At 69.9% G+C, this 25,546-nt stretch carries 23 protein-coding genes; 14 read left to right on the top strand and 9 right to left on the bottom strand.

From position 1 onward, the window contains the following. Positions 1 to 11 precede the first annotated feature (11 nt). The 3 genes from PFX98_RS08525 to PFX98_RS08515 are packed head-to-tail and all read right to left on the bottom strand — an operon-like array spanning position 12 to position 3,095. Positions 12 to 1,331, bottom strand: coding sequence for a sensor histidine kinase (locus PFX98_RS08525; RefSeq protein ID WP_285234767.1), 1,320 nt, complete (start codon positions 1,329 to 1,331; stop codon positions 12 to 14). After that, positions 1,321 to 1,965 carry a response regulator transcription factor gene (locus PFX98_RS08520; protein WP_285234766.1) on the bottom strand — a complete coding sequence of 215 codons (645 nt, stop codon included), beginning with the start codon at positions 1,963 to 1,965 and terminating at the stop codon, positions 1,321 to 1,323. Before PFX98_RS08520 ends, PFX98_RS08525 begins: the two co-directional genes overlap by 11 nt. A gap of 50 nt (positions 1,966 to 2,015) precedes the next feature. Further along, positions 2,016 to 3,095, bottom strand: coding sequence for a PEP-CTERM sorting domain-containing protein (locus PFX98_RS08515; RefSeq protein WP_285234765.1), 1,080 nt, complete (start codon positions 3,093 to 3,095; stop codon positions 2,016 to 2,018). A 190-nt stretch (positions 3,096 to 3,285) separates the two neighbouring features. On the opposite strand from PFX98_RS08515, the gene PFX98_RS08510 reads away from it, so the two are divergent. From PFX98_RS08510 to PFX98_RS08485, 6 genes are read left to right on the top strand one after another with little or no spacing between them, the layout of a single operon-like run. Next, positions 3,286 to 4,245 (top strand): N-acetylglucosamine kinase, encoded by a 960-nt coding sequence (locus tag PFX98_RS08510; RefSeq protein WP_285234764.1) that lies wholly within the window; start codon positions 3,286 to 3,288, stop codon positions 4,243 to 4,245. Beyond that, positions 4,242 to 5,096: an N-acetylmuramoyl-L-alanine amidase gene (locus PFX98_RS08505; protein WP_285234763.1), complete on the top strand. Its 855-nt coding sequence runs from the start codon at positions 4,242 to 4,244 to the stop codon at positions 5,094 to 5,096. Before PFX98_RS08510 ends, PFX98_RS08505 begins: the two co-directional genes overlap by 4 nt. Further along, complete coding sequence (locus PFX98_RS08500) at positions 5,096 to 6,106, top strand: ABC transporter permease subunit (protein ID WP_285235558.1); 1,011 nt, start codon at positions 5,096 to 5,098, stop codon at positions 6,104 to 6,106. The genes PFX98_RS08505 and PFX98_RS08500 overlap by 1 nt, the downstream gene beginning before the upstream one ends. Next, positions 6,103 to 6,996 (top strand): ABC transporter permease subunit, encoded by an 894-nt coding sequence (locus PFX98_RS08495; protein WP_285234762.1) that lies wholly within the window; start codon positions 6,103 to 6,105, stop codon positions 6,994 to 6,996. The genes PFX98_RS08500 and PFX98_RS08495 overlap by 4 nt, the downstream gene beginning before the upstream one ends. Beyond that, positions 6,996 to 7,955, top strand: a complete 960-nt coding sequence (locus PFX98_RS08490; protein WP_285234761.1) for an ABC transporter ATP-binding protein — start codon at positions 6,996 to 6,998, stop codon at positions 7,953 to 7,955. Before PFX98_RS08495 ends, PFX98_RS08490 begins: the two co-directional genes overlap by 1 nt. Continuing rightward, on the top strand, positions 7,948 to 8,910 hold the full coding sequence (locus PFX98_RS08485) for a peptide ABC transporter ATP-binding protein (protein WP_285234760.1): 963 nt from the start codon (positions 7,948 to 7,950) through the stop codon (positions 8,908 to 8,910). Before PFX98_RS08490 ends, PFX98_RS08485 begins: the two co-directional genes overlap by 8 nt. Before the next feature lie 10 nt (positions 8,911 to 8,920). On the opposite strand, the gene PFX98_RS08480 is transcribed toward PFX98_RS08485, so the two are convergent. Together PFX98_RS08480 and PFX98_RS08475 are read right to left on the bottom strand one after the other, a co-directional pair. After that, positions 8,921 to 10,291 (bottom strand): tryptophanase, encoded by a 1,371-nt coding sequence (locus PFX98_RS08480; protein WP_285234759.1) that lies wholly within the window; start codon positions 10,289 to 10,291, stop codon positions 8,921 to 8,923. 137 nt (positions 10,292 to 10,428) lie between these two features. Beyond that, positions 10,429 to 11,343, bottom strand: coding sequence for a LysR family transcriptional regulator (locus PFX98_RS08475; RefSeq protein WP_285234758.1), 915 nt, complete (start codon positions 11,341 to 11,343; stop codon positions 10,429 to 10,431). Positions 11,344 to 11,524: 181 nt separating this feature from the next. Between PFX98_RS08475 and PFX98_RS08470 the strand changes: the two genes are divergently transcribed. The 6 genes from PFX98_RS08470 (at position 11,525) to PFX98_RS08445 (ending at position 19,461) form a co-directional block, all read left to right on the top strand. Next, positions 11,525 to 14,053 carry a TonB-dependent receptor gene (locus PFX98_RS08470; protein WP_285234757.1) on the top strand — a complete coding sequence of 843 codons (2,529 nt, stop codon included), beginning with the start codon at positions 11,525 to 11,527 and terminating at the stop codon, positions 14,051 to 14,053. Next, positions 14,050 to 15,345 (top strand): serine hydrolase domain-containing protein, encoded by a 1,296-nt coding sequence (locus PFX98_RS08465; protein WP_285234756.1) that lies wholly within the window; start codon positions 14,050 to 14,052, stop codon positions 15,343 to 15,345. Before PFX98_RS08470 ends, PFX98_RS08465 begins: the two co-directional genes overlap by 4 nt. A gap of 4 nt (positions 15,346 to 15,349) precedes the next feature. Then, positions 15,350 to 16,303 (top strand): agmatinase, encoded by a 954-nt coding sequence (speB, locus tag PFX98_RS08460; protein ID WP_285234755.1) that lies wholly within the window; start codon positions 15,350 to 15,352, stop codon positions 16,301 to 16,303. 76 nt (positions 16,304 to 16,379) lie between these two features. Further along, positions 16,380 to 17,957: an ABC transporter substrate-binding protein gene (locus PFX98_RS08455; RefSeq protein WP_285234754.1), complete on the top strand. Its 1,578-nt coding sequence runs from the start codon at positions 16,380 to 16,382 to the stop codon at positions 17,955 to 17,957. Continuing rightward, on the top strand, positions 17,954 to 18,859 hold the full coding sequence (locus PFX98_RS08450) for a LysR family transcriptional regulator (RefSeq protein WP_285234753.1): 906 nt from the start codon (positions 17,954 to 17,956) through the stop codon (positions 18,857 to 18,859). The genes PFX98_RS08455 and PFX98_RS08450 overlap by 4 nt, the downstream gene beginning before the upstream one ends. After that, positions 18,859 to 19,461, top strand: a complete 603-nt coding sequence (locus PFX98_RS08445) for a M15 family metallopeptidase (protein WP_285234752.1) — start codon at positions 18,859 to 18,861, stop codon at positions 19,459 to 19,461. Before PFX98_RS08450 ends, PFX98_RS08445 begins: the two co-directional genes overlap by 1 nt. An 11-nt stretch (positions 19,462 to 19,472) precedes the next feature. Here the strand turns inward: PFX98_RS08445 and PFX98_RS08440 are convergent, their stop codons facing one another. Next, positions 19,473 to 20,315 carry a hypothetical protein gene (locus PFX98_RS08440; RefSeq protein WP_285234750.1) on the bottom strand — a complete coding sequence of 281 codons (843 nt, stop codon included), beginning with the start codon at positions 20,313 to 20,315 and terminating at the stop codon, positions 19,473 to 19,475. Positions 20,316 to 20,319: 4 nt separating this feature from the next. On the opposite strand from PFX98_RS08440, the gene PFX98_RS08435 reads away from it, so the two are divergent. Next, on the top strand, positions 20,320 to 21,366 hold the full coding sequence (locus tag PFX98_RS08435) for a S66 peptidase family protein (protein ID WP_285234749.1): 1,047 nt from the start codon (positions 20,320 to 20,322) through the stop codon (positions 21,364 to 21,366). 12 nt (positions 21,367 to 21,378) lie between these two features. On the opposite strand, the gene PFX98_RS08430 is transcribed toward PFX98_RS08435, so the two are convergent. Continuing rightward, a complete protein-coding gene (locus tag PFX98_RS08430) occupies positions 21,379 to 22,272 on the bottom strand; it encodes a LysR family transcriptional regulator (protein WP_285234748.1) in 894 nt (297 codons plus the stop codon). A gap of 156 nt (positions 22,273 to 22,428) precedes the next feature. Here PFX98_RS08430 and PFX98_RS08425 point away from each other — a divergent pair, with 156 nt between their 5' ends. Continuing rightward, positions 22,429 to 22,809 carry a cupin domain-containing protein gene (locus tag PFX98_RS08425; RefSeq protein WP_285234746.1) on the top strand — a complete coding sequence of 127 codons (381 nt, stop codon included), beginning with the start codon at positions 22,429 to 22,431 and terminating at the stop codon, positions 22,807 to 22,809. 33 nt (positions 22,810 to 22,842) lie between these two features. On the opposite strand, the gene PFX98_RS08420 is transcribed toward PFX98_RS08425, so the two are convergent. Next, a complete protein-coding gene (locus tag PFX98_RS08420) occupies positions 22,843 to 23,613 on the bottom strand; it encodes a substrate-binding periplasmic protein (protein WP_285234745.1) in 771 nt (256 codons plus the stop codon). Positions 23,614 to 23,967: 354 nt separating this feature from the next. After that, positions 23,968 to 25,419: a D-alanyl-D-alanine carboxypeptidase/D-alanyl-D-alanine endopeptidase gene (dacB, locus tag PFX98_RS08415; RefSeq protein ID WP_285234744.1), complete on the bottom strand. Its 1,452-nt coding sequence runs from the start codon at positions 25,417 to 25,419 to the stop codon at positions 23,968 to 23,970. Between the last annotated feature and the right edge of the window lie 127 nt (positions 25,420 to 25,546).

Genomic DNA, 25,546 nt, shown 5'->3' with positions numbered 1-25,546 from the left:
CCCTTTTTCATTCATGGCCGTGCCCACTCGATGCTGGCCTCGAAGCCGCGCCCGCCCGCGCAGGGCGAGCGCAGCCGCAGCAGCGCCCCCGACTGCTCGGCAATCTTGTGCACCAGGGCCAGCCCCAGCCGCGCCTGCGGCCCCTGACCCAGGGTCAGGTCTTGCCTGAGTTGCGCCAGCCGGCCGGCGTCCAGGCCAGGCCCGTCGTCGCGCACGCACAGGCGCGCCGGCTCCACCAGCAGCTCGACGTTCGCCTCCGCGCCGCCATGCAGGCGCGCGTTGTGCACCAGGTTGCGCAGCGCGATGCCCAGCGCGTCCATGTCGCCCAGCACCAGGGCCGGGGCCTCGCACAGATGCAGCTGCGGCGGGCGCTGGCCGCCATGCTCGAACTCGTCCAGCACCAGGCGCGCCAGCAGCTTGAGGTCCACCGGCTCGCGGCGCAGCGCCAGGCCGGCGTCCACCCGCGCCAGCTCCAGCAGGCGCGCGGCCAGCGCGCTGACGCGGTCCAGCTGCTTGAGCACCGCGCCGGCGCGCTCGGCCTGCGCCGGCGGCGCCGCCGGGCCCAGCACCTGCAGCAGGCGCTGCACCTGGGCGCGCGCCGCCGCCAGCGGGGTGCGCAACTCATGCGCCATCTGGCCGGCGAAGGCGCGCTCGGCCTCCACCATCATCTGCTGGCGCGCCCGCATCGCATTCACCTCCTGCAGCAGCGGCAGCCACTCCTGCGGCATGCCCTGCAGCGGCAGGGCGGCCTGGGCATCGCCGCGCAGCGCCTGCTGCACCGGCGCCAGGCTGCGGAAGCTGGCGCGCAGCAGCAGGTGCAGGATCAGCCAGCTCAGCGGCAGCAGGGCCAGCAGCGGCAGCAGCATCGCCAGCGCGGCCTCCCACAGCACCTCGGCACGGTGCGCCAGCGGCTCGGCCACCAGCACGCGGTAGGCGCTGGCGCGCGAGTCCAGCACCGCCACGCGCCAGGCGCCATGGTTCAGCAGGCCCGGCCGCACCGCCGGCGCCAGCTGCGCCTCGGGCGCGCGGTGCGAGCGCCAGCGCAGGCGGCCCTGCGCATCCAGCACCTGGTAGACGACGAATTCCTCGTGCGCGGCAAAGCCCGCCGGCGCGCCCTGCAGGGCCACGCTGCCCAGCACCGCATCGCCCAGGCCCAGCAGATGCTGGCCGGTCTCGACCAGGGCGCTGTCCAGCACCTCGTCGGTTTCCTCCTGCACCGCCAGCAGGGCCACGCCGCTGCCGAGCAGCCAGGCCAGCAGCAGGGCCAACAGCATGCGCCGACGCAGGCGCCGCTCCAGGCTCCAGCCGGCGGTGGCGTTGTCAGGCCTCAAAGCGATAGCCCAGGCCGCGGTGGGTGCTGATGCGCGTCGGCCCCAGCTTCTTGCGCAAGCGGCTGACGATCACCTCCAGCGAGTTGCTGCTGCTGTCGGCATGGCTGAGCGGCGCCAGCGCCGTCTCCAGCCGGTCGCGCTCGACGATGCGGCCGGGCGCGGCGGCCAGGCATTTCAGCAGGGCCCATTCCATCGCGGTGAGCTCCAGCGCGCGCCCGCCACGGCGCGCGCAATGCTGGCGCAGATCGAGTTCCAGATCGCCCAGCGCCGCCAGGCCGGGCGGCTGGGCGCGCCGCCACAAGGCCTCGATGCGGGCCAGCAGCTCGTCCAGGTCGAAGGGCTTGGTGAGGTAGTCGTCGGCGCCGGCGCGCAGACCCTGCACGCGCTCCGAGATGCGCTCGCGCGCCGTCAGCACCAGCACGGGCAGGCGCAGGCCCTGGGCGCGCCAGCGGCGCAGCAGGGTGAGCCCGTCGCCGTCCGGCAGCTGCAGGTCCAGCAGGGCCAGTTCGGGCGGCGGCAGCGCGGCCGCCTGCGCCAGCAGCTTGCACCAATGCACCCGCAGGCCGGCCGCCTCGAGATGCTCGCAAACCGCCTGGCCCAGATCGATGTCATCCTCGACGAGCAGCACTTGCATGCGCTCATCATCGCGCCGGGCAGCCGGCGCGCAGCAGGCAGCGTGCGCGCTCAGTTGCGTTGAATCAAGTCGCGGCGGCGCCAGACCAGGCCTGCCATGCCCAGACCCAGCATCAGCCAGGTGGAGGGCTCGGGCACCGCGGCGATATTGCCGTTCAGATTGATGGCGACGTTCTGCGCGCCGATGAATTCACCCACCTCGCTGGGGTCGGCATTGGAGTCGCCCAGCAGCGGCTTGGCCTCGTGGTTCTCGGAGTCGAAGGCGCCGATGTAGTGGTAGAACTCGTAGCGCCGCACCACCGACTCGGACTTATCGCCCACCGCCGCCAGGCCGCCGTTCTCCAGCTGGCCCGCGTTCGGGTTGCCGGGGTCGGTCTGCAGCAACTGCCATTCGATCTCGGTCTCGCTCTTGGCCAGCTTGATCTTGGGGTCGCCGCCCATCAGCTCCTCGAGGCTGATCTTGTCCTCGAACTCGGTGGTGTAGACCTTGACCCAGACCGGCTCGCCGAACTGCGGCTCGGGCGTTTCCGGCGGCGCCGGCGCCTGGATGCGCGCCACCACCACCGGCGGCTGGGCCGGCACGGGCGAGGGAATGACCTGCCAGGCGGGCGCCGGCAGCGCCGCCGTCACCGGGCTCAGCGCGCCCGAGCCGGGGCTGCTTTCCACCAGCCAGCTGTAGCGCGTCTGGCTGGCGTTGCCCACCGTGCCGACGCCGAAGTGGTCGCAGGGCGTGCTGGGGCCATAGCCGATGCCGCCACCGGTCCAGCAGCTCTCGCCCGGGGTGCTGAACACGCCGCTGGGCGTGCCCACGTTCCACACGCCGGCGGCAAAGCTGGCCTTGTAGGTGACGCGCACGCCGAACACGCCGCCGACGTTGTACTCGGTGACTTCGGGGGCCCCATAGCGCTCCACCGTGGTGGGGAAGCCGCGCCCGGCGCCGCCAAAGGTGTCGGTGATGTCACCCAGATGCAGGCCTTCGAGCTCGATCTCGAAGCCATGGGCGGTCTGACCGGTGTCGTTCACGACGTCGAAATTACCCAGCGTGCCGAACACGCTGGCAGCCGCCCACAAGGGGCTCAACAAACCCAGGCTCAGGACCAGGGGACGCAGGGACGGACATGGCTTCATCATGGTGCGGCACTCCTGTAGGCAACAGCGGCGCCAGCATGGGCGCGCAAGATGAACCGAAACTGAACCGCGCGCCGCCTGCCCCCTGCGTGCGGGACATCCCGGGAGATCCCGAACATGCGCCGAGGTTATGCCCGGCAGCGCCATTGACATTGGTCACCCGGGCGCGCGGCCACGTAAGCTCGGCCTGCCCATGCTCAGCGCCGCCCCCAGCTCACCGCCCGCCCCCAGCGACCTTGGCCTCGGCCTGGACGCCGGTGGCACGCACACGCGCTGGGCCCTGGCCGGGCCCGACGGTGCGCTGCTGGCCGAGGGCCAGGTGGCCGGCATCAGCGCCACCCAGCTGGCGCAGGCCGCCGGCCGCATGACGCTGACCCAGACCCTGCACCAGCTGGCCGCCGCGGTGCTGCTGCATGGCCGCCCCAGACGCCTGGTGGCCGGCATCACCGGCCTGGCCGAACCGCAGGGGCCGGTGGCCCAGCAGCTCAAGGACCTGCTCGCGCAGGCGCTGGGCCTGGCGCCGCGCCAGATGCACTGCGGCAGCGATATGGAGATCGCCTATCGCAGCGCCTTTGCCGCCCCCGGCGAGGGCTATCTGGTCTATGCCGGCACCGGCGCCATCGCCGCCTTCATCGACCAGCAAGGCCGCTTCGAGCGCGCCGGCGGCCGCGGCCCCATCCTCGGCGACGAGGGCGGCGGCTACTGGATCGCCCGCGAGGCCCTGGCCGCGATCTGGCGCCAGGAGGACGAGCAGCCCGGCAGCACCCAGGGCTGGCCGCTGGCGCAGGCGCTGTATGCCGCCATCGGTGGCAGCGACTGGGCCAGCACGCGCGCCTTCGTCTACGGCGCCGACCGCGGTGCGGTGGGCCGCCTGGCGCTGGCCGTGGCCGCCGCCGCTGAGCACGACGCACGGGCGCGCGCGCTGCTGCGCCGCGCCGGCCACGAACTGGCGCGCCTGGCCCTGGCCCTGCTGCGCCGCCATGGCCCGCGCCCGGTGGTGGCCGCCGGCCGCGCCCTGCTGCTGCACGAATCGATTGCCGCCGGCCTGCGCGAGGCCCTGCCGGCTGACCTAGAGTTGCGCGTGCAGCAGCTGCAAGCCCATCACACCGCCGCCCGCCTCGCGCTGCTTGACGCTCAAGACCTGACCCCATGAACCTGCGACTCACCACCTGCGCCCTCACCGCCCTGCTGCTGAGTGCCTGCGCCAGCGGCCCACGCATCGATACCAGCTACCGCTCGGAGAACCAGGACAGCCGCGTGCTCTTCCTGGTGCTGCACTACACGGTGGGCAATTTCGAGAGCGCGCTCAAGACCCTCACCACCGGCGGCAAGGTCTCCAGCCATTACCTGGTGCGCGACGATCCGGTCGTCACCTACCGCCTGGTGGAGGAAAGCCAGCGCGCCTGGCATGCCGGCCCCAGCTACTGGCGCGGCCATGCCAATCTCAACCCCAGCTCGATCGGCATCGAGATCGTCAACCCGGGCCGCCAGGTGGCGGCGGACGGCACGGTCAGCTATGTGCCCTTCTCGCAGAAGCAGATCGACGCGGTGCTGGCGCTCAGCAAGGACATCGTGCTGCGCCACCAGATCCGCCCCGAGCGCATCCTTGGCCACAGCGATATCCAGCCCCAGACCAAGCAGGACCCCGGCCCGATGTTTCCCTGGAAGCAGTTCGCCGACGCCGGCCTGATCGCCTGGCCCGATGCCGAGCTGGTGGCCGCCAGGCTGCCCGGCTACCAGGCCGCGCTGCCGGACGTGGCCTGGTTCCAGGACCAGCTGGCGCGCCACGGCTTCGGCGTGCCGCGCCATGGCGAGCTCGACGCCATGACGCGCAATGTGATCGCCGCCTTCCAGATGAAATACCGCCCCGCCAAGTACGATGGCGAGCCCGACGCCGAAACCGCGGCCCTGCTGGAGGTGGTGAACCTGCCGGAAGGCATGAAGTTATCAAGCACTGACCCCCGCGGCCCCGCCGCCCAGAAGCCCTACACCTCACGCTGGTGATGTTCAAGTTCCTGCTGCACAAGCTCGCCACCCTGCTGCCCACCCTGCTGGGCATCACCATCGTCGCCTTCGGCCTGATACGGCTGGTGCCGGGCGACCCGATCGAGGTGATGATGGGCGAGCGCCGGCTCGACCCCGAGGCGCATGCCGAGCTGGTGCGCCGCATGGGGCTGGACCAGCCCCTGCACGTGCAATACCTCGACTATGTGGGCAAGCTGCTGCACGGCGATCTGGGCCAGTCGCTGGTGAGCCGTGCGCCGGTCTCTGCCGAGTTCGCGGCGCTGTTCCCCGCCACCGTGGAGCTGGCGCTGACCGCCCTGCTGCTGGCGCTCAGCCTGGGCCTGCTGCTGGGCATGGCGGCCAGCCTGCGGCGCGGCTCGCTGCTGGACCAGGGCGTGATGGGCGTGGCCACGGTGGGCTATTCGATGCCGGTGTTCTGGTGGGGGCTGATCCTCATCATGTATTTCTCGGTGGGCCTGGGCTGGACGCCGGTCTCGGGCCGCATCAGCATCGAGTACGACGTCGCCCGCGTGAGCGGCTTCATGCTGGTGGACGCCTGGCTCAGCGGCGAGGCCGGCGCCTTCAAATCGGCCTGCCTGCACCTGCTGCTGCCGGCCCTGGTGCTGGGCACCTCCACCATGGCGGTGGTGGCGCGCATGACGCGCTCCAGCATGCTGGAGGTGCTGCGCGAGGACTACATCCGCACCGCCCAGGCCAAGGGGCTGAAGCCCGCCCGCATCGTGCTGGTGCACGCGCTGCGCAATGCGCTGATCCCGGTGCTCACCGTGGTGGGCATGCAGACCGGCAGCCTGCTGGCCGGCGCGGTGCTGACCGAAACCATCTTCTCCTGGCCGGGCATCGGCAAATGGCTGATCGACTCGATCGGCCGGCGCGACTACCCGGTGGTGCAGGCCGGCATCCTGATCTCGGCCTGCACCTTCATCGCCGTCAACCTGCTGGTGGATGTTCTCTACGGCGTGGTGAACCCGCGCATCCGTTCCAAGTCATGAGCCAAGTGATCGAAGCGCCGGCCTACCCTTCGCCGCTGGCCGAGTTCTGGGGCGGCTTTGCCGCCAACCGCGGTGCGCTGCTGGCGCTGGCCGTGTTCCTGCTGATCGCCGCCAGCGCCCTGCTCTCGCCCTGGATCGCGCCGCACAGCCCGATCGAGCAATACCGCGAGCACATGCTCACGCCGCCGGTATGGGCAGAGGGCGGCAGCTGGCGCTTCCTGCTCGGCACCGACGAGCTGGGCCGCGACCTGCTCTCGCGCCTGCTGCATGGCGGCCGCGTCTCGCTAGGGATCGGCCTGGCCTCGGTGCTGATGTCCATGCTGCCCGGCGTGCTGCTGGGCCTCACGGCGGCGTTCTACCAGCGCGCCGTGTCGCCGGCCATCATGCGGGTGATGGACATCATGCTGGCCCTGCCGGGGCTGCTGCTGGCGATCTGCGTCATCACCGTGCTGGGGCCAGGTCTTGTCAACACGGTGATCGCGATCGCGATCGGCGCGCTGCCCGGCTACACGCGCCTGACGCGCGCAGCCGCGCTGGCCGAGATCGGCAAGGAGTACGTCACCGCCAGCCGCGTGGCCGGCGCCGGCACGCTGCGCCTGATGTTCTCGGCGGTGCTGCCCAACTGCATGGCGCCGCTGATCGTCAACGCCACGCTGAGCTTCTCGGCCGCCATCCTGGAGACCGCCGGCCTGGGCTTTCTGGGCCTGGGCGTGCAGGCGCCCACGCCCGAATGGGGCAGCATGCTCTCGGCCGCGCGCGACTACATCGAGCGCGCCCCCTGGGTCGTGACCCTGCCGGGCCTGACCATCCTGGTCTCGGTGCTGGCCATCAACCTGATGGGCGACGGCCTGCGCGATGCGCTGGACCCCAAACTGAAACGAGCCGGCTGATGTCGCTGTTACGCATAGAAGACCTGCGGGTCGAGTTCGGCAGCTTTGCCGCGGTGGATGGCGTGGACTTCACGCTCGCGCCCGGCGAGGTGCTGGGCATCGTGGGCGAATCGGGCTCGGGCAAATCGGTCAGCATGATGGCGCTGATGGGCCTGATCGGCGCACCGGGCCGCGTCAGCGCCGGCGCGCTGGAGTTCCAGGGCCGCTCGCTGCAGGGCATCAGCGCGGCCCAGCGCCGCGCCATCGTCGGCCGCGACATGGCGATGATCTTCCAGGACGCCCTCAGCAGCCTGAATCCCAGCTACACGGTGGGTTACCAGATCGAGGAGGTGCTGAAGGCGCACCTCGGCCTGCGCGGCGGCGCGGCGCGCGCGCGTGCGCTCGAGCTGCTGGAGCAGGTGGAGATCCCGGCCGCGCGCAGCCGATTGAAGGCCTATCCGCACGAACTCTCGGGCGGCATGAACCAGCGCGTCATGATCGCGATGGCGATCGCCTGCGGCCCCAAGCTGTTGATCGCCGACGAACCCACCACCGCGCTGGACGTCACCATTCAGGCCCAGATCATGGATCTGCTGCTGAAGCTGCAGCGCGAGCAGGGCATGGCGCTGGTGATGATCACGCACGACCTCGCGGTGGTGGCCGAGATGGCGCAGCGCGTGGCGGTGATGTACGCCGGCCAGGTGGTCGAGACCGGGCCGGTGCCCGCCCTCTTCGACGCGCCGCGCCACCCCTATACCGAGGCCCTGCTGGCCGCGATCCCCGAGCACAGCGCGGGCCAGCGCCGCCTCAGCGCCCTGCCCGGCATCGTGCCGGGCGCGCACGACCGCCCGCGCGGCTGCCTGCTGGCGCCGCGCTGCCGCTATGTCACGCCCGCCTGCGAGGCCGCCAGGCCCGCCCTGGTCGACGGCGTGCGCTGCATCCATCCGGTCGGCGCCGCCAGGGAGCACGCCCATGTCTGAGCCGCTGCTGCTGCAAGCCCAGGGCCTGGCGCGCCATTACCGCGTCAGCCGCGGCTGGTTCGCGCCCAAGGCCACGGTGAAGGCGCTCAACGGCTTGAGCTTCGGCCTGAAGGCCGGCGAGACCCTGGCGGTGGTGGGCGAGTCGGGCTGTGGCAAGTCCACGCTGGCGCGCCAGCTCACCCTGATCGAGCCGCCCACCAGCGGCTCCCTGCTGATCGAGGGCCAGGACGCGGCGCGCGCCGACGCGGCCACGCTTAAACGCCTGCGCCAGCGCGTGCAGATGGTGTTCCAGAACCCATTTGCCTCGCTGAACCCGCGCAAGAGCATCGCCGCCACGCTGGCCGAGCCCCTCGTCATCAACACCCGCCTGAGCCAGGCCGAGCGGCTCGAACGCGTCGAGGCGCTGGTGCACAAGGTCGGGCTGCGGCCCGAGCACCTGCGCCGCTACCCGCATATGTTCTCGGGCGGCCAGCGCCAGCGCATCGCGATCGCGCGCGCCATGATGCTGAACCCGCGGGTGGTGGTGGCCGACGAGCCGGTCTCGGCGCTGGACGTCTCGATCCAGGCGCAGATCCTCAATCTCTTCATGGATCTGCAGGACGAGTTCGGCACCGGCTATGTGTTCATCTCCCACAACCTCAGCGTGGTCGAGCATGTGGCCAAGGACCTGCTGGTGATGTACCTGGGCCGCGCCGTCGAGTACGGCGACAAGGCGCGCATCTTCGCGCGCCCGCTGCACCCCTACACGCAGGCGCTGATGAGCGCCACGCCGGCGCTGCGCGCGCAGGACCGCCGGCTGCGCATCAAGATCCAGGGTGAACTGCCGAGCCCGCTGAACCCGCCCAGCGGCTGCGCCTTCCACAAGCGCTGCCCGCTCGCGCAGGCGCGCTGCGCGGTGGAGGAACCCGAGCTGCGCGAGGTGGATGGCCGGCAGGTGGCCTGCCATCTGGTCTAGCGACGGCTGGTCAGATCCATTCGCACTCGCAGGTGAAGTGGCGCAGGAACTTGGGCTGCTTGACGATGCGCACGCCGCGGATGCTGGCGGCCTTCTGCTTGACCTCGGCAATCACCTCGGCCGCATAGTCAAAATGCGATTGCGTGTACATGCGGCGCGGGAAGGCCAGGCGCAGCAGCTCCATGCTGTGATAGGTCTCGCTGCCGTCGTCCAGGCGCTTGCCGAACATCACCGAACCGATCTCCACGCCGCGGATGCCGCCCTCCAGATAGAGCGCATTGCACAGCGCCCAGGCCGGGTAATGCTCGACCGGCATGTCGGGCAGCACGGTGCGCGCATCGATATAGACCGCATGGCCGCCGGTCGGCCGGACGAAGCCCACGCCGGCCGCCTCCAGGCGCTCGCCCAGGTATTCGGCGGTACGCAGGCGGTAGCGCAGATAGTCCTCCTGCATGCCCTCCTCCAGGCCCACGGCCAGCGCCTCCAGATCCCGGCCCGCCAGGCCGCCATAGGTGGGGAAGCCCTCGCTCATGATCAGGCCGTTGCGCACCGCGTCCATCCAGGCCTCGTCGCGCAGCACGATGAAGCCGCCGATATTCACCATGCCGTCCTTCTTCGCGCTCATGGTGCAGCCATCGGCGTAGGAAAACATCTCCTTGACGATGTCGCGGATCGAGGTCTCGGCATAGCCCGGCTCGCGCATCTTGATGAACATGGCGTTCTCGGCAAAGCGGCACACGTCCATGATGAAGGGCTTGCCATGCGCCTTGAGCAGCTGGGCATAGGCGCGGATATTCGCCATCGAGACGGGCTGGCCGCCGCCGGTGTTGTTGGTCACCGTGATCATGCCGAAGGGGATGCGATCGCCCTCGGCCCGGAGCAGCGCCTCGACGCGCGCCAGGTCGATATTGCCCTTGAAGGGATGGATCAGGGCCGGCTGCAGGCCCTCGGCAATCACCAGATCGCGCGCCTCCACGCCCAGGTATTCGAGGTTGGCGCGGGTGGTGTCGAAGTGGCAGTTGTTGGGCACCAGCTCGCCGCGCTTGCACACCGCGGTGAACAGCACCTTCTCGGCGGCGCGGCCCTGGTGGGTGGGCACGAAATGCTGCATGCCGGTGATCTGCTGGATCACCGCCTGCAGGCGGTAGAAGCTGCGTGCGCCGGCGTAGCTCTCGTCGCCCTCCATGATGGCGCCCCATTGGCGCGAGGACATCGCGCCGGTGCCCGAGTCGGTGAGCCAGTCGATCAGCACGTCCTCGGCGGGCAGCTTGAAGACATTCAGCTTGGCTTGAGCCAGCAGCGCCTCGCGCTCGCTGCGCGTGGTCATGCGGATGGGCTCGACGCTCTTGATGCGGAAGGGTTCGATCAGGGTCTTGGGCACGGGGCACCTCCAGCAGGATTGCAAAGTGCGCGCAAGTTAGCACCGGGGCGGCCGGCGTGGTGTCGGTCTATTCCAACGGCTCAAGACGGTTTGCGCAAGGTCAAGCCAGTGTCAACGCGGCCTGCCGCGGCGCCGCCCTATCCCTGCAACGCAGCCAGCCATTCGATCAATCCGTCGACGAACTGCCTGACCTTGGCCTTGCCGCGCTGGCCGCGCGGATAGACGGCCCACAGCTCGGGTTCGCCAAAGGCATCGCTTTCGAAGCGCCAGTCGTCCAGACAGGACTGCAGGCGTCCCGCGCGCAGCTCCTTGCCAACGGCCCACTCAAAGCAGGGCAGCAGCCCATCACCGGCGCGCATGCTGGCGAGCAGAAAGTCGTCGCTGTTGGAGCTCAGCCGCGCCATCGGCGTGGCGAACACGCTTTCGCCGCCGGCGCTGTGAAAGCGCCAGCGCGAGTCCAGCGTGTCGGCGCGAAAGTTCAGGCATTCATGCGTGAACAGATCCTCCGGTCGCTGCGGTCGCCCGTGGCGCTTGAAATAGCCCGGCGTGCCACACAGGCGCACGCTGTTGCGGCCGATGGCGCGCGCAATCATGTCCCCGCTGGCACGCTGGCCGTGGCGGATGGCAAGGTCCAGGTCGTCCCGCGCCAGATCCACATAGGCGTCGCTCAACACCACCTCCACACGCAGCTGGGGATGGGCACGCCTGAACTCCACCACGTAGTCGGCCAGCACCGTGTGGCCAAACAGCATGGAGCTGGTGATGCGCAGGCTGCCGCCCGGTTGCTTGCTCAGGCTGGCGATTCGGTCCTCGGTCTCCCGCAGCTGGTTGCGCACCAGCCGCGCCGCCTCAGCGTAGGCGCGCCCCGCTTCGGTGAGCTTGAGCGGTCGCGCGGCGTGTTCCACCAGCGCATGACCGGCCTGCACTTCCAGGGCACGTATCAGCTTGGACACCGCCGAGGGCGTCTTGCCCATGCGGCTGGCCGTGAGTGCCAGGCTGCCGCTCATATGCAACTCCAGCAGGACTTCCAGGGGATTCAGTGCATTCGCCATGGCAAATCCTACTTGGAAACCACAGGTTTCCAAATAGGACATCAGCCTTGGGCATGCTGTTCTCCCAGGAGAGCGCGGCAACGGCATAACCGCGTGGCATGGGGGCGCGCAGAAATCTCAATCGCCGCGGCACTGCACAGCCGTGAAAGTCGCGCCATCCCCAAGCGAGGAGTACTTGACGATGAGCGCAACAAAGATCTCCGCCACCCCGGTGGCGCATGCAGTGGCATTGCTGACGCTGGGCCTGCTGGCGCCGGCCCACGCGCAGCTTCAAGCAGCCGAGGCGAATGACGAAGCCTTGCCGATCCTGAGCCCGGGCAGCAAGAAGCCCACCGACAAGCTCGAGACCGTGGTGATCACCTCGAGCAAGCGCAACCAGGCTGCGCACAAGGTGCCCTACAACGTCAGCGCGCTCACGCAGGAGCAGCTGCGCGAGGCGAACATCAGCGACGCCAAGAAGCTGATCGCCGAGAACGTCTCCATCAACGCCCCCGGCAACAGCGCACGCTTTGCCGATTCGGTCTCGGTGCGGGGCCTGAACGTCTCCAACGTCAACGCCAACAACCTGGAACAGTTCATCCGCACCACGGTGGCCTACTACCTGGACGACACGCCGCTGCCGCATATGGGCTACCGCATCAAGGACGTGTCTCGCGTCGAAACCCTGCTGGGCCCGCAGGGCACACTCTACGGCGCCGGCAGCCTGGGCGGCACCATCCGCTACATCACCAACAAGCCCGACACGCGCGGCTTCGACGCCAGGCTCAACACCTCCTTCTACCGGACGCGCCACGGGGCCTTGAGCAACGACACCGACCTGATGCTGAACGCGCCGTTGAGCGAGCAGCTGGCCCTGCGCGTCTCGCTGGCCAAGCTGGATGAGAAGGGCTACACCGACCGCCTGGCCAACCGACCCTGGATCACCGACCCCAAGCTGGCCTGGGACGGCCGCCCGGACGCCGGCACCCTGCTGTACCCACGCGACGACTGGCAGCGTGTCAAGGGTGGCCGGGTCTCCCTGCTGTTCAAGCCCACCGCCGACCTGGAGCTGCTGCTGGCCCATGCGGAGCAATCGATGCTGGCGCATGGCAGCAATGGCGCCAACACCCTGCCGGTGAAGGTGGCGCAGGCACAGAACCCGGGCGCGAACTACGACTCCACTTGGGACACCCCTTTCGTGGTGAACGACCACACCCTGATCTCGCGCTACCCGGAGTACGCCGACCGCGACTTCAAGCTCGACAGCCTGGACCTGGACTGGAACCTCGGCTTCGCGCGCCTGCACGCCAGCAGCTCGCGCTTCAGCGATGCGCGCGTCGGCCAGGGTGATTACGCGGCCAATGGCAACAGCTACTACGGCTGGATCACCGGCCTGGGCCTGGGCGACAGCAAGCGCAGCGCCTTCATGAGCTTCGACAACCGCTACCGCGGCCACAGCCATGAGCTGCGCCTGGTGTCCAACGGCAGTGGCCCCTGGAACTGGTTGCTGGGCCTGTACCGCAACGGCCAGGACAAGAACCTGCGCTTCTCCGAATGGCTGCCGGGCCTGGATGCCGTGGGCTTCCCGGTGCTGCAGAGCTGGTACCCCGCGCTCACCTGGACGCGCGCCGCCGTGGGCGGCCGTGTGGACGAGGGCTATGCCGAAGACATGCAGAGCCGCTACCGCGAAACCGCCGCCTATGGCGAGTTGAGCTTCAAGCCCACCGAGCGCTGGACCCTCACCGCAGGGGCTCGCGTCTTCAACTACGAGGACCGCGCCACGCCCCTGGTGCGCGACTACATCGGCTCCACCAGCCGCGGCGGCGAATTCACCGACAGCGGCAAGGGCAAGGCCTATTTCAAGCTCAACAGCGCCTACCAGCTCAGCGACGACATGCTGGGCTACGCCACGCTCTCGCAAGGATTCCGCCGCGGCGGCAGCAACGGCTTCCGCGACGATGTGGACAGCTTTGCCGGCACCGTCAAGGCCGTGAACCCGCAGGTCCAGAACTACCTGCCCGACACCACCACCAACTTCGAGCTCGGCGTGAAGGGCTTTGCGCTGGAGCGCCGCCTGCAGCTGCAGGCCGATGTCTACCGCATCAAGTGGAAGAACACGCAGACCGACTTCTCGCAAAGCCTGGAAGACCACAATCCCGACAGCCCCAACTTCGGCATCGGCTTCCCGATCAACGGCACGGCCAACGGCCCGGATGCGCACACGCAGGGCATCGAGTTCGCCGCGCGCTACCTGCTCAACGAACACTGGCAGTTCAGCCTGAACAGCGCCTACACCAAGGCCGAGTGGGACCAGACCAAGACCCTGTGCGCCTACGTGGACGGCAGCGGCTGCACCACCTGGTCGGCCGGCGGTGCGCTGGGCGGCGCGCCCGCCTGGAAGCACACCGCGGGCCTGCGCTACAGCCGGGAGCTGGAAAACGGCATGGAGTTCAGCGCCGGGCTGAACGCGCGCCGGGTGGGCGCCGTGCTCTCCTCGCGCCAGGACGACCCCAAGCAAGCGGCCCCGCATGCCTATGCGGCCTACACCCTGCTCAATGCCAATCTCGGTCTGAGCTGGGATCACTGGGACTTGAGCCTGTGGGTGCAAAACCTGCGTGATGTGCGCGCGATCACCTCCTACCAGGCCGTGGGCGACACGCAGCTGGGCCGGCGCCTCATCACCACCCAGCCGCGCACGGTGGGCTTGAACCTGAGCTACAGCTTCAAATGAGCCGGCAGCTGGCTGCGGCAGATCTGACGCGGCGGCGCATCCTGCTGGGCGGCATGCTGGCGGCACCCCTGCGCGGCCACGGCGCCCGCGCGGCCGACACGGCATCGCTGGGCGACACGGTGCGGGCCTTGGTGCAAGACCCCAGGCAGCCCCTGCTCAGCGCCGCGGGGCTGCTCATGCGGGACGGCGAGATCGTGCAGCAGGCCCAGGCCGGCTGGGCCCGCCTGGCGCCGGCGCAGGCGGTCAGCGAGCACACGCTCTACCGAGTTGCATCCGTCTCCAAGCTGGTGGTGGCCGTGGCGGTGATGCGCATGGTGGAGCGCGGCCAGCTGGCGCTGGACACCGATGTGGGCCAGTACCTGGACTTTCGGCCACGCCACCCTGCCCACCCGGGGCAGCCCATCACCCTGCGCCTGCTGCTCAGCCACCGCAGCGGGCTCAGCGACGCCCTCGGCACCCGCTTTGCCGATGGCCAGGCGCTGCGCCGCAGCTTGCGCGACCCGGCGGCCTGGTTACCGCAGGCGCCCGGCCGCTTCTTCTCGTACTGCAATCTGGCCTTCGGCCTCATCGCCACGGTGATGGAGGCCGTGAGCGGCCAGCGCTTCGATCTCCTGATGGACGAATTGCTGCTGGCGCCGCTGGGCATCGTCGGTGGCTTCAACGCCGCCAGCCTGCCCGCCGAGGCGCAGCGCCGGCTCGCCAGCCTGTGTCGGCGGCGTGGCGCGCAATGGTTGCCGCAGGCCGACGACGCGGCCGCGGGCCCAGCTGCGCCGCCCGCAGAGCTGGGCCAGTATCAGCCCGGCAGCAACGGCACGCTGTTTGCCCCGCAGGGCGGGCTGCGCATCAGCCTGCCAGGCCTGGCGCGCATGCTGCAACTCCTGCTTGACCAGGGCCGCTTCGAGGGCCAGGTCTTGCTGCAGCCCGCCACGGTGGCCACCATGCTCAACGAGCATTGGCGCCATGCGCCCAGCTTGGCCAACGGCGACGACTTCGGCGGCCTGTTCCAGGCCTGGGGCCTGGGACTGCAGCACTTCATTGACCGCAGCGGCCCGGGCTACGGGGATCGGCTGCGCCGTTCGGGCGGCCTGCAGGCCTGGGGTCACGTGGGCGACGCGTACGGCCTGCGGGCCGGCTTCTTCTTCAACCCAGCCCAGCGCTGGGGCATGATGTACGTGATCAACGGTCTGCCCGATGATCCCGACACACACCCCGGCCGCTACTCGGCCTTCGACAGGTGGGAGGAGCCCCTGCTGCAGGCCCTGTCGGCGGCACTGCCCATGCCCAAAGGATAGTTTGATGAGCAACAGCTTCGCCTTCCTCAGCAACACCGCCTTCATGAAGCTGCCCCAGGGCGATGCCCGGCAGCCCTCCCCCACGCCCTACGCCATCGCCGGCATCGCCTGGGACGGCTGCGTGACCAACCGCCCCGGCGCGCGCTTCGGCCCGCGCGCCATCCGCGAAGCCAGCCACATGCTGTGCGACGGCACGCACCCGCTGTTCGACACCAGCCCCGAGGGTCACTGCAGCGACCTGGGCGATCTGCCCCTGCCCAACACCAGCCTGGAGGCCATGCGCGCGGCGATGCTGCCGCTGATCGCCCCGATGATCGCCAGGCAGCACATGGCCTGGCTGGGCGGCGACCATTCCATCACCCTGCCGCTGCTGCGCGCCTACAAGGCCCATTACGGCCGGCCGCTGGCGGTGATCCATTTCGATGCCCATTGCGACACCTGGGAAGACCATTTCGGCGAGCCCAGCGGCCATGGCACCTGGGTCTACGAGGCGATCCAGGAGGGTCTGGTGCTGAAGGAGGGCTTTGTGCAGATCGGCATACGCTCGGCCGGCCTGCGCGAGGCGCGCGAGTATGTGAAGGAACAGGGCGGGCTGATCTTCGACGCCCGCACCCTGCGCGGCCTGGAAAGCCCGATCCAGCTCAGCCCGGTGCTGCAGCAGGTGGAAGAGCGCATGGCCGCGCTGGACCACCCGCCCCTCTACCTGAGCCTGGACATCGACTGCCTGGACCCCGCCTTCGCGCCCGGCACCGGCACGCCCGAGCCCGGCGGCATGACGACGAACCAGGTCTTCAGCATCCTCGAGGAGCTGGCGCCGCTGAACTTCGTGGGCATGGACTGCGTGGAAGTGGCACCGCCCTACGACCATGCCGAGCTCACCAGCTATGCGGCGGCTCAGTGCGTCTGGACCTATCTGTGCGGGCAGCTCGCCAAGGCGCGCCATAAGCCAAGGTTATAGTCAGCGCCGGACTTGTCACTTGTTGTTCCGGGTGGGGGCTCCCAACAATGGCCACCACCTTGTTGCCGCTCCCCTCATGACGCCCACTTCCAGCCCGCTCGCCCTGGCCCTTGGCCTGCTCCTCAGCTTCGGTGTGGCCGCCAAGCCCCTGGTCTACTGCGCCGATGCCAGCCCCGAGGGCTTCGACCCCGGGCTGTGGGACTCGGCCAGCACCAACAACGTCAACAGCCAGATGTTCCAGGGCCTGCTGGGCTTCAAGCGCGGCGGCACCGAGCTGGAGCCGCAGCTGGCCACCGCCTGGACGATCGCGCCGGACGCCAAGACCTTCACCTTCACGCTGCGGCGCGGCGTGAACTTCCACAAGACGCCGTACTTCACGCCCACGCGGCAGTTCAATGCCGACGACGTGCTGTTCACCTTCGGGCGCTTCATCGACCCCAAGCACCCCTTCAACCAGGCCTTCCCGGCCAACTTCGTCTATCCGCAGAACCTTGGCCTGGCCAAGCTCATCGAGGGCATCGACCGCGTCGACGATTACACGGTGCGCTTCCGCCTGAAGCAGCCCAATGTGATCTTCCAGACCTATCTGGCGATGGCGTTTGCCGGCATGCACTCGGCCGAGTACGGCGCCCAGCTCCTGAAGGACGGGCGCGCCAACCAGATCAACAACCAGCCGGTGGGCACCGGGCCCTACAAGTTCAAGTCCTATGCCAAGGACGATGTGGTGCGCATGGAGCCCAACCCCGACTACTGGGGCGAGAAGCAGAAGACCACCGCCCTGGTGTTCAGCATCAGCCGCGAGCCCAATGTGCGGGTGCAGAAGCTGCTGGCGGGCGAATGCCAGGTCACCGCGCCGCTGCGCGATGTGGACGTGAGCTCGCTGGACGGCAAGCCCGATGTGCAGCTGCTGAAGATCCAGGCACTCAACATCTCCTACCTGAGCTTCAATCTGAAGAAGCCGCCGGTCGACAAGCGCGAGGTGCGCGAGGCGCTGGACATCGCGGTGGACCGCGACGCCATCTTCAAGGCCCTGTTCCCGCGCGGCGACGCGATGCAGGCGGTGAGCGCCTTCCCGCCCGCCATTCCCGGCTACAACAAGAAGCTCAAGAACGAATACAGCCCCGAGCGCGCCAAGCAGTTGCTGGCCAAGGCGGGTTTTCCGAACGGCTTCGAGATCGACCTCTGGGCCCTGCCGGTGACGCGCCCCACCAACCCCAACGGCCAGCTGATGGCGCAGCTGATCCAGCAGGACTGGGCCAAGATCGGCGTCAGGGCCCACATCAAGACCTATGAGTGGGGCGAGTACCTGAAGCGCGCCAACCAGGGCGAGCACCATGTCTATATGAGCGGCTGGTCGGGCGACAACGGCGATGCCGACGACTTCCTCACCCCCAACCTGAGCTGCGCCGCCAACCAGAGCGGCGTGAAGTTCTGCAACCCCGAGTTCGAGAAGCTCATCAACGACGCGCGCGCAACACCTGACCCCAAGAAGCGCATCGCCATGTACGAGCAGGCGCAGGAGATCTTCAAGCGCGAGCGGCCCTGGATCACGATGGCGCATTCCACCGTCTACATCCCGGTGCGCAAGGATGTGCAGGGCTTCATCATGGCGCCCAACGGCAGCGTCGATTTCGAGAACGTCTACAGGAAATGAGACTCCGGCACATCGAGGTCTTCCACGCCATCATGCAGGCCGGCACCATCAGCGGTGCGGCCCAGCTGCTGCACATCTCGCAGCCGGCGGTGACCAAGGTGCTGCAGCATGCCGAACTGCAGCTGGGCATGCCGCTGTTCGACCGCCTCAAGGGCAAGCTCTACCCCACCCCCGAGGCGCAGCGCCTGTTCGTCGAGATCGACAAGCTGAACCGCGATCTGGTGACGATCAGGCGCCTGGCGGCCAATCTGCGCTCGGGCATCTCCGAGCAGGTCAAGCTGGTCGCCACCCCGACCCTGGGTGCCTCGGTGATCCCGGCGGCGATGACGCATTGGGCCAAGGCCTTTCCGGCCAGCCGCTGCATCCTCGCCACCAACCACACGCGCGAGATCGTCAACGCCCTGCTGCTGGGCGAGGCCGACCTGGCGCTCTCGCTGCAGGACCCGCGCCACCCCGGCATCAAGGCCGAGGTGCTGGCCGCCGGGCCGATGATGGCGCTGTGCCCGCTGGGCAGCCCCGAGGCCGCCGGCGAAGGGCCGTTGCCGATCGAGCAGATCCGCAGCGAGCTGATCGCGATGGCCGAGGACGATCCGCTGGGCAGCGTGGTGATGAGCGCCTTCGAGGCCCAGGGCCTGGAGATCGCCAGCCGCATCACCGTGCAGACCTACCAGCTGGCGCGCGCCCTGGTGGAGGCTGGCGTGGGCATGACGGTGGTGGACCCCTTCACCGCCGCCTCGGCCGACCGCGCCCGCGTGCGCGTGCGGCCGCTGCTGCCGCGCATCCCCGTGCAGCTCTACCTGCTCACCGCCGCCAATGCGCCGCTGGCGCAGCCGGCGCGCAAGCTGGTCGGCTTCCTGGGCCAGGCGGCGCGCGAGCACCTGGGCTCGGTGGGCGAAGCCTGATGATTGCCTGCGAAGACATTGCCGGCCACCCCGACTTCCGCGCCCTGCTGAGCCTGGAGGGCGTGGACGTGGACCTGCGCTACGCCAGCCCCGACAACTTCGTCGGCCGCGACGTCTACGGCGGCCTGGACTGCGCCTATCTGCGGCGTGAAGCGGCCGCGGCGCTCGCCAGTGCCGCGCAATGGCTGGCCCGGCAGCGCCCCGGCTACCGCCTGCGCGTGCTGGACGCGCTGCGCCCGCAGCGCGTGCAGGAGGCGCTCTATGCCGAGCTGGCCGGCACGCCGCTGGCCCTCTACCTGGCCCACCCCGAGCGCGGCTCGATCCACTCCTTCGGCATGGCGGTGGACGTCACGCTGCTGGACCCGCAGGGCCGCGAGGTCGACATGGGCTCGGGCTTCGACGAGATGGCGCCGATCTCGCATCCCGAGTACGAGGCCGAGCACCTGGCGCGCGGCCTGCTCAGCGCCGCCCAGCTGAGCGAACGCGGCTGGCTGCGCGCGGCGATGCGCCAGGCCGGCTTCCAAGGCATTGCCACCGAGTGGTGGCATTTCGACTTCGGCGATCGCGTGCTGGTGCGGCGCGAGCTGCCGCGCGTGCTGTGATGCAGCGCTCTTCAAGTTGCGGGCGGGGGCAGGCACTTGAACGGCGCATCGCGCAGCGCATTGCCCTGCAGACACATCTCGACCCAGAAGCGTTTCACGAAGGCGGGCTCAGCGCGCAGGAAATCGTGCGAGGCCACCGCATAAAGACGCCGCCGGTCCACCGGTGGCGCCAGCTTCACCAGCTGCGCGGCCAGTTGTCCATCCGCCCGCATGCGTGCGTCCGCAAAGCCGGCATAGGTCAGCAGGTAGCTGGTGCGCCGCGCCAGCAGCATCTGCAGCGCGTTTTCGGTCGTCAGCGCATCCGTGGTGGGCCAGCCGTGCGCCTCCGCGATGGCGCCGAACACCGTATCGCGCAAGGCACCCACGGTCTGCCCGGGCGCCAGCCGCAGCGTCCGTCCGTCCCATACGGGGTCGCTGTCGCGGCGCGCGTAGAGCGCGATATCGAGCTCGCCGACACTCAGATCGCGCTCGGGCCGGTGATCGATGGGCGGGAACTCGACCAAGGGCGAGAACGGCGAGCCCTCGAACACGCCAACGACCAGATCGACGCGCGCCGGTTTCTCGGTGATCAACCGGCGCGTGCGCACCTGCGGCTGGCGCAGCAGTTCGGCCCGCTCAAGGCAGCCCATGCGCTGCAATGCCTGCCTGGTCCAGCTCACCAACAAGCCGGGCGGCTCGGCGAAATGGCTGTCCCGGCCGGCGATCAGCGGTTCATAACTGGAGTCGGTGAAGACGACGCGGATGCGCTCCGGGCAGGCCGCGGTAGCGGCCATGCCGAACAGCATCAAGCCCGACAACAGCACCATTCGCAGCAGCTGCACGCCCGCCCCTTCCAGGTACGCCCAGATGGACATGAGTATGCCGACAATCGCCCGACGTAGCTTCACCCAATCGCTGGCGCTCGGCGGCGCCCTGCTCGCCGGCGCCAAGGCCGAGGCGAAACCGACGCCCACGCCGCTGCTGGCGCGCCGCCTCAGCGCCGGCGACACCCTGGGCCTGGTGAGCCCCGCCAACGCCACCTATGAGCGCGAGCCGCTGCAGCTGGCCGTCGAGGCGCTGCAGGCGCTGGGCTTCAAGGTCAAGTTGGGCCAGCATGTGCGCGGCCGCTACGGGCAGTTCGGCGGCAGCGATGCCGAGCGCGCCGCCGACATCAACGCCATGTTCGCCGACGAGGGCGTGGCCGGCATCATCGCGCTCACCGGCGGCTCGGGCTGCAACCGCATCGTCGACAAGCTCGACTACGGCCTGATCCGGCGCCAGCCCAAGTTCTTCGGCGGCTTCTCCGACCTCACCTGCCTGGTCAACGCCATCCACCAGCAGACCGGCCTCGTGACCTTCCACTGCCCGGTGGCGGGCTCGGAATGGAACGAGTTCAGCGTCGCGCATTTCAAGGCCATGGTGATGCAGACCGGCGAGCTGCCGCTGCTGAGGAACCCGCAGGGCGAGCGCGGCGACAACCTGGTACAGACCCAGGACCGCATCCAGACCCTGCGCGGCGGCAAGGCGCGCGGGCGCCTGCTGGGCGGCAATCTGGCGGTGCTGAGCTCGCTGGCGGGCTCGCGCTTCTGGCACGACTGGCGCGGCGCCGTGCTCTTCCTCGAGGACATCAACGAATACATCTACCGCATCGACCGCATGCTCTCCACGCTGCGCCTGGCCGGCGCGCTGGACCAGTTGGCCGGCGTGGTGCTGGGCAAGTTCACCAAGTGCGAGCCCGGCGACGGCTATGGCACGCTGACGCTGGACGAGGTCTTCGACGACTACTTCCTGCCGCTCAATGTGCCCGTCTACCGCGGCGCCATGATCGGCCACATCAAGCGCAAGTTCACCCTGCCGGTGGGCGCACCGGTGGAGATCGACGCCGATGTCGGCAGCATCGGCCTGCTGGCGCCGGCGGTGCGCTGAGCGGCGCCAGCCTCAGCCGCGCCCGCGCAAGGCCTCCAGCGCCTCGATCGCCGCCTTCACGCGCGAGGGTAGCAGCCGGTTCGACGGGTAGACGATGTGGATGGGCATGCTGGGCGGGCGGCAGGCCGGCAGCAGCTCCACCAGCTCGCCGCGCGCCAGCTCGTCCTGCACCAGCAGGTCGGGCACCTGGCACAGGCCCAGGCCGAGCTTGAGCGCCTCCAGCAGGCCCTCGGTCTCGTTGACACGCACATGCGCCCGCGGCAGGTGTTCCAGCGCCACGCCGCGCTGGCGGAAATGCCAGGGCCGGTCGCGCCCCGTCGAGGGCACGCGGAACACCACCGCATCGTGGGCATGCAGATCGTCCACCCGCCGCGGCGTGCCGCGCCGCGCCAGGTAGGCCGCGCTGGCGCACAGCACCAGGCCCTGCTGATCGACGCGGCGCGCCACCAGCGTGCTGTCGCGCAGCTGGCCGATGCGCACCGCCAGGTCCACGCCCTCGCGCACCAGGTCCACCTGCAGATCGGTGAGGCGCAGGTCCAGCTGCAGGGCCGGGTGCTGCTGCAGCAGCTGCGCCAGCAACGGCATCACGAAGCGCTTGCCGTAGAACACCGGCAGGTCGATGCGCAGCACCCCGGTGGGCGTGCCGCGCGTGCCGGAGGCTTCGGCCTGCAGGCTTTCCACCTCGTCCAGCACGCGCTGGCAGCGCTCGAAGAGGCGCTCGCCATCAGGCGTCAGCGTGACCTGGCGGGTGGTGCGGTGGAACAGCTTGACGCCCAGCACCGCCTCCAGGCGCGCCACCGCCTTGGCCAGCGTGGAGGGCGCCACGCCCTGCGCGCGCGCGGCCGCCGCGAAGCCGCCGTAGCGCGCCGTCTGCGCGAATGCGATGAACTGCTGCAGCCCCTGCATGGTCTTCCCCCGCCCGGCCTTTGCCGACGAAATGTCGGCAATGTTAAGACGCTTCGCGGTCTTCTCGAATCGCTGCGCGAGGCCGAGACTGCAGGCCTCAGAGCGGTCAACGCCCAGGCACCGCGCCAAGGCCCGGGCATCTTTGGAGCCATCCACATGCAGCAAGTCATTCAACAGATCCAACCCGAGGCCAGCCCGCTGGCCGGCATCGCCCACGCCACCTGGGCCGGCGAGGCCGAAGGCCTGAGCCAGTTGTCGGTGTGGCGCCAGTCGATGGCGCCGGGCGCAGGCACGCCGCCGCACAGCCACGATTGCGACGAGGTCGTGCTGTGCCTGGCCGGCAGCGGCGAGCTGCACAGCAACGGCCGCGTGCAGCGCTTCGGCGCCAACTGCACGCTGGTGCTGCCCAAGGGCGAGCTGCACCAGTTCTTCAATGTGGGCGAGGTGGCGCTGGAGACGCTGGGCATCTTCGCGGCCACGCCGGTGGCGACCCACCTGCCCGAGGGCGAGGCGCTGGACCTGCCCTGGCGCAGCTAGGCCGCCGGGCGGCAGCGGGCCCGGCCCACGGGATCAGCGGCGCGCGGCCTTCGCGCAGGCCGAGGCCGGCAGCGCATAGGGGCGCACCAGCTCGGCGCTGCGGCCGCTGTGGCACAGCGCGACGAGGGCCTCGTTGAAGGCCTTGAAATCGCGCGCGCCGATGCGCTGGCGCACCAGCCCGAAGGCGTAGTCGAACTCCTTCACCGCGCCGGCGCTCTGCAGGCCGCCGAGCTGGTCTTCGCGCATCAGGTGCAGGGCCACGTATTCGTTCACCAGCGCCAGGCCACGCGGGCCGTAGCGCCCGGCCGCGAGCTTGCGCAGCACGGTGCGGTTGTCGGGCTCGATGACGGTCTCGACCTTCAGGCCCTCCACCAGCTCGTCCAGCGCCAGCACCGTGGCCGAGGGGCCATAGGCGCCGATGGTGCGGCCCACCAGGGCCTGGCGGTCGCCTTGCAGCACGAAGTCGTCGCCGGCACGCGTGAACAAGGTGTAGCGCGCCCCCAGCACCGGCACGCTGACGTGGAAATAGCTGCGCCGCTCGGGCGTGTCCACCACCGTGAAGATGCCATCCACCAGGCCGTTCTGGGCCAGGCCCAGCGCGCGCCGCCAGGGCAGCACCTCCACCGTGCATTGCCAGCGCAGCCGCGCGCAGGCGGCCTGCAGCACATCCACCATCGGGCCGGCGGCCGTGCCCGCCTCCGCATAGGTGTAGGGCGGGAAATGCTCGGTGACAAAGGAAAGGCGCTTGGCGGGCGGCTGGGCCAGCGCCGGTGCGCCAAAGCCCAGCGCCACCGCCAGCGTCATGCACGCTGCTGCCCAGCTTCCAGCCATCCCGCCCCCGTTCAAGCCCTGCGATGGCGCCAGCATAGCGGCTGGCGTGGTGCTTAGAGCGTGTTTACGATCCCGTCATGGCGCCCGTTGCCCCGCAAAGGCAGTGGATGCAAGGCGCAAACCGCAGCCGGGTTGGCCACCCGGCGAGGATTTGCAACGCCGCAGACGCTGTCTTTGCGAGGCAACCCGAAGGGCAAGTCAGCCCAGGGGCGCACTCGTCGTTGCCCACCTTGGCCAGGCGGTGAGCCTGGCCTGCGGCGGGCGCCTAGATTGCGCCCCTGGGCTGACTTGCGGGCACCATGACGGGATCGCAAACACGCTCTTCCGTCAATATTGCGCAAGCCAGGCTGCCAGCGCATCCAGCACCGGCCGGCCCTTGGCGGGCGCCTCGTCGTGGTTGAGCAGGGCCACCATCACCCAGGGGCGACCCCGGCCATCGTGCACATAGCCGGCCAGGCCGACCACATTGCGCAGCGTGCCGGTCTTCAGGCGCGCGCGCGCCTCGGCCGGCGTGCCCTTGAGGCGCCGGCCCAGGGTGCCGTCCACCCCGGCCAACGGCAGGCTGCTGAGCAGCTCGGGCGCATAAGGGCCCTGCCAGGCCGCGGCCAGCATGGCGGCCAGGCTGGCGGGGCTGATGCGCTCGGCGCGCGAGAGGCCCGAGCCGTTCTCCAGCACCAGCTCGGGCGCGGCCACACCATGCTCGGCAAGCCACTGGCGCACCTGGTCGGCGGCGGCTTCCTGGGTCCTGGCAAAGCTGGCGGCGCGCGGGTGCGCGGCGCCAAGGTTGAGAAAGGTCAAACGCGTCAGCGCGTTGTCCGAGCGCTTCATCACGCCGCGCAGCAGCTCGCCCAGCGGCCGGCCCTGGTGGCTGGCGAGCACGCGCGCCTCTACCGGCGTAGCGCCCTCGCCGACCTCGCCCTGCAGCGCGCCGCCCAGCTCCTGCCACAGCGCGCGCAGCGCGGCGCCGGCCAGCAGCTGGCGATCGAACACATTGAGGGCCTGGCGCTGCCGGCATTGGCGCGGGAAGCTGCCGCGCAGGCGCAACTGGCCGGCCTCGACCACGGGAATCTGCCAACCCTCCTCCCAATCTTTGCAGGCCAGCTCGTTCAGCGTCAGGCCGGTGGCGTCGACGCTCAGCCCCGGCCAGGCCGGGCTCAGGCGCGCCTGCATGCGCTCGCCATCGGACTGCAGCTCCAGGTCCAGCAGGCTGCCGTTCAGATGCAGGGCATCCGGGATCACGTTGTAGGGGAACTCGGGCTGCTCGTCGAAGGGCGGCTGGCCCAGCTCGGGCCGCGCCGGCTGGAAGCGCGTGCGGTCCACCACGATGCCGCCGCGCAGTTCGCGCAGGCCCTGCTCGCGCAACTCGCGCAGCAGACCCCACAGCGCGGCCCAGTCCAGCTCGGGATCGGCGCCGCCGCGCAGGTAGAGCGGGCCTTGCAGCACGCCGCCCTGCGGCACCGCCGCGGCCAGCAGCTCGGTGCGGCCGCGCTGGTTCGGGCCCAGCTTGTCCAGCGCCACGATGGCCGTCACCAGCTTCATGGTGGAGCCGGTCTGCATCGCCGCGTCGGCGCGCCAACGCAGGCCCTGGCGGGGCGCCTCGAGCGGGAAGGCCACCACCCCCAGGCTCTGCTCGGGCAGGCCGGCGCGCTGCAGGGCCGCGCGCACCGGGGCGGGGAGTTCATGGCTGGCGGGCACCAGGCCGGCGCAGCCGCTCAGCAAGAGCGCGGCCAGCAGCAAGGCAGCGGCGCCGCGGCGCCGGATGGGGGGGAGGCAAGACATGGCCCCACTCTAGCGGCGCCGGCCGCCCGGCACAGCCGGCTCAAGCCCTGAGCGAGCGGCCCGCGCGGGCGCGTTCCCGGGGGCCGCATTCCCACAGGTTATGAGGTTCGCACAAGCATTCATTGTG

The sequence above is a fragment of the Paucibacter sediminis genome, assembly GCF_030254645.1.
Lineage (GTDB): Bacteria > Pseudomonadota > Gammaproteobacteria > Burkholderiales > Burkholderiaceae_C > Paucibacter_B > Paucibacter_B sediminis.
This window is presented reverse-complemented; position numbering and strand designations above follow the sequence as displayed.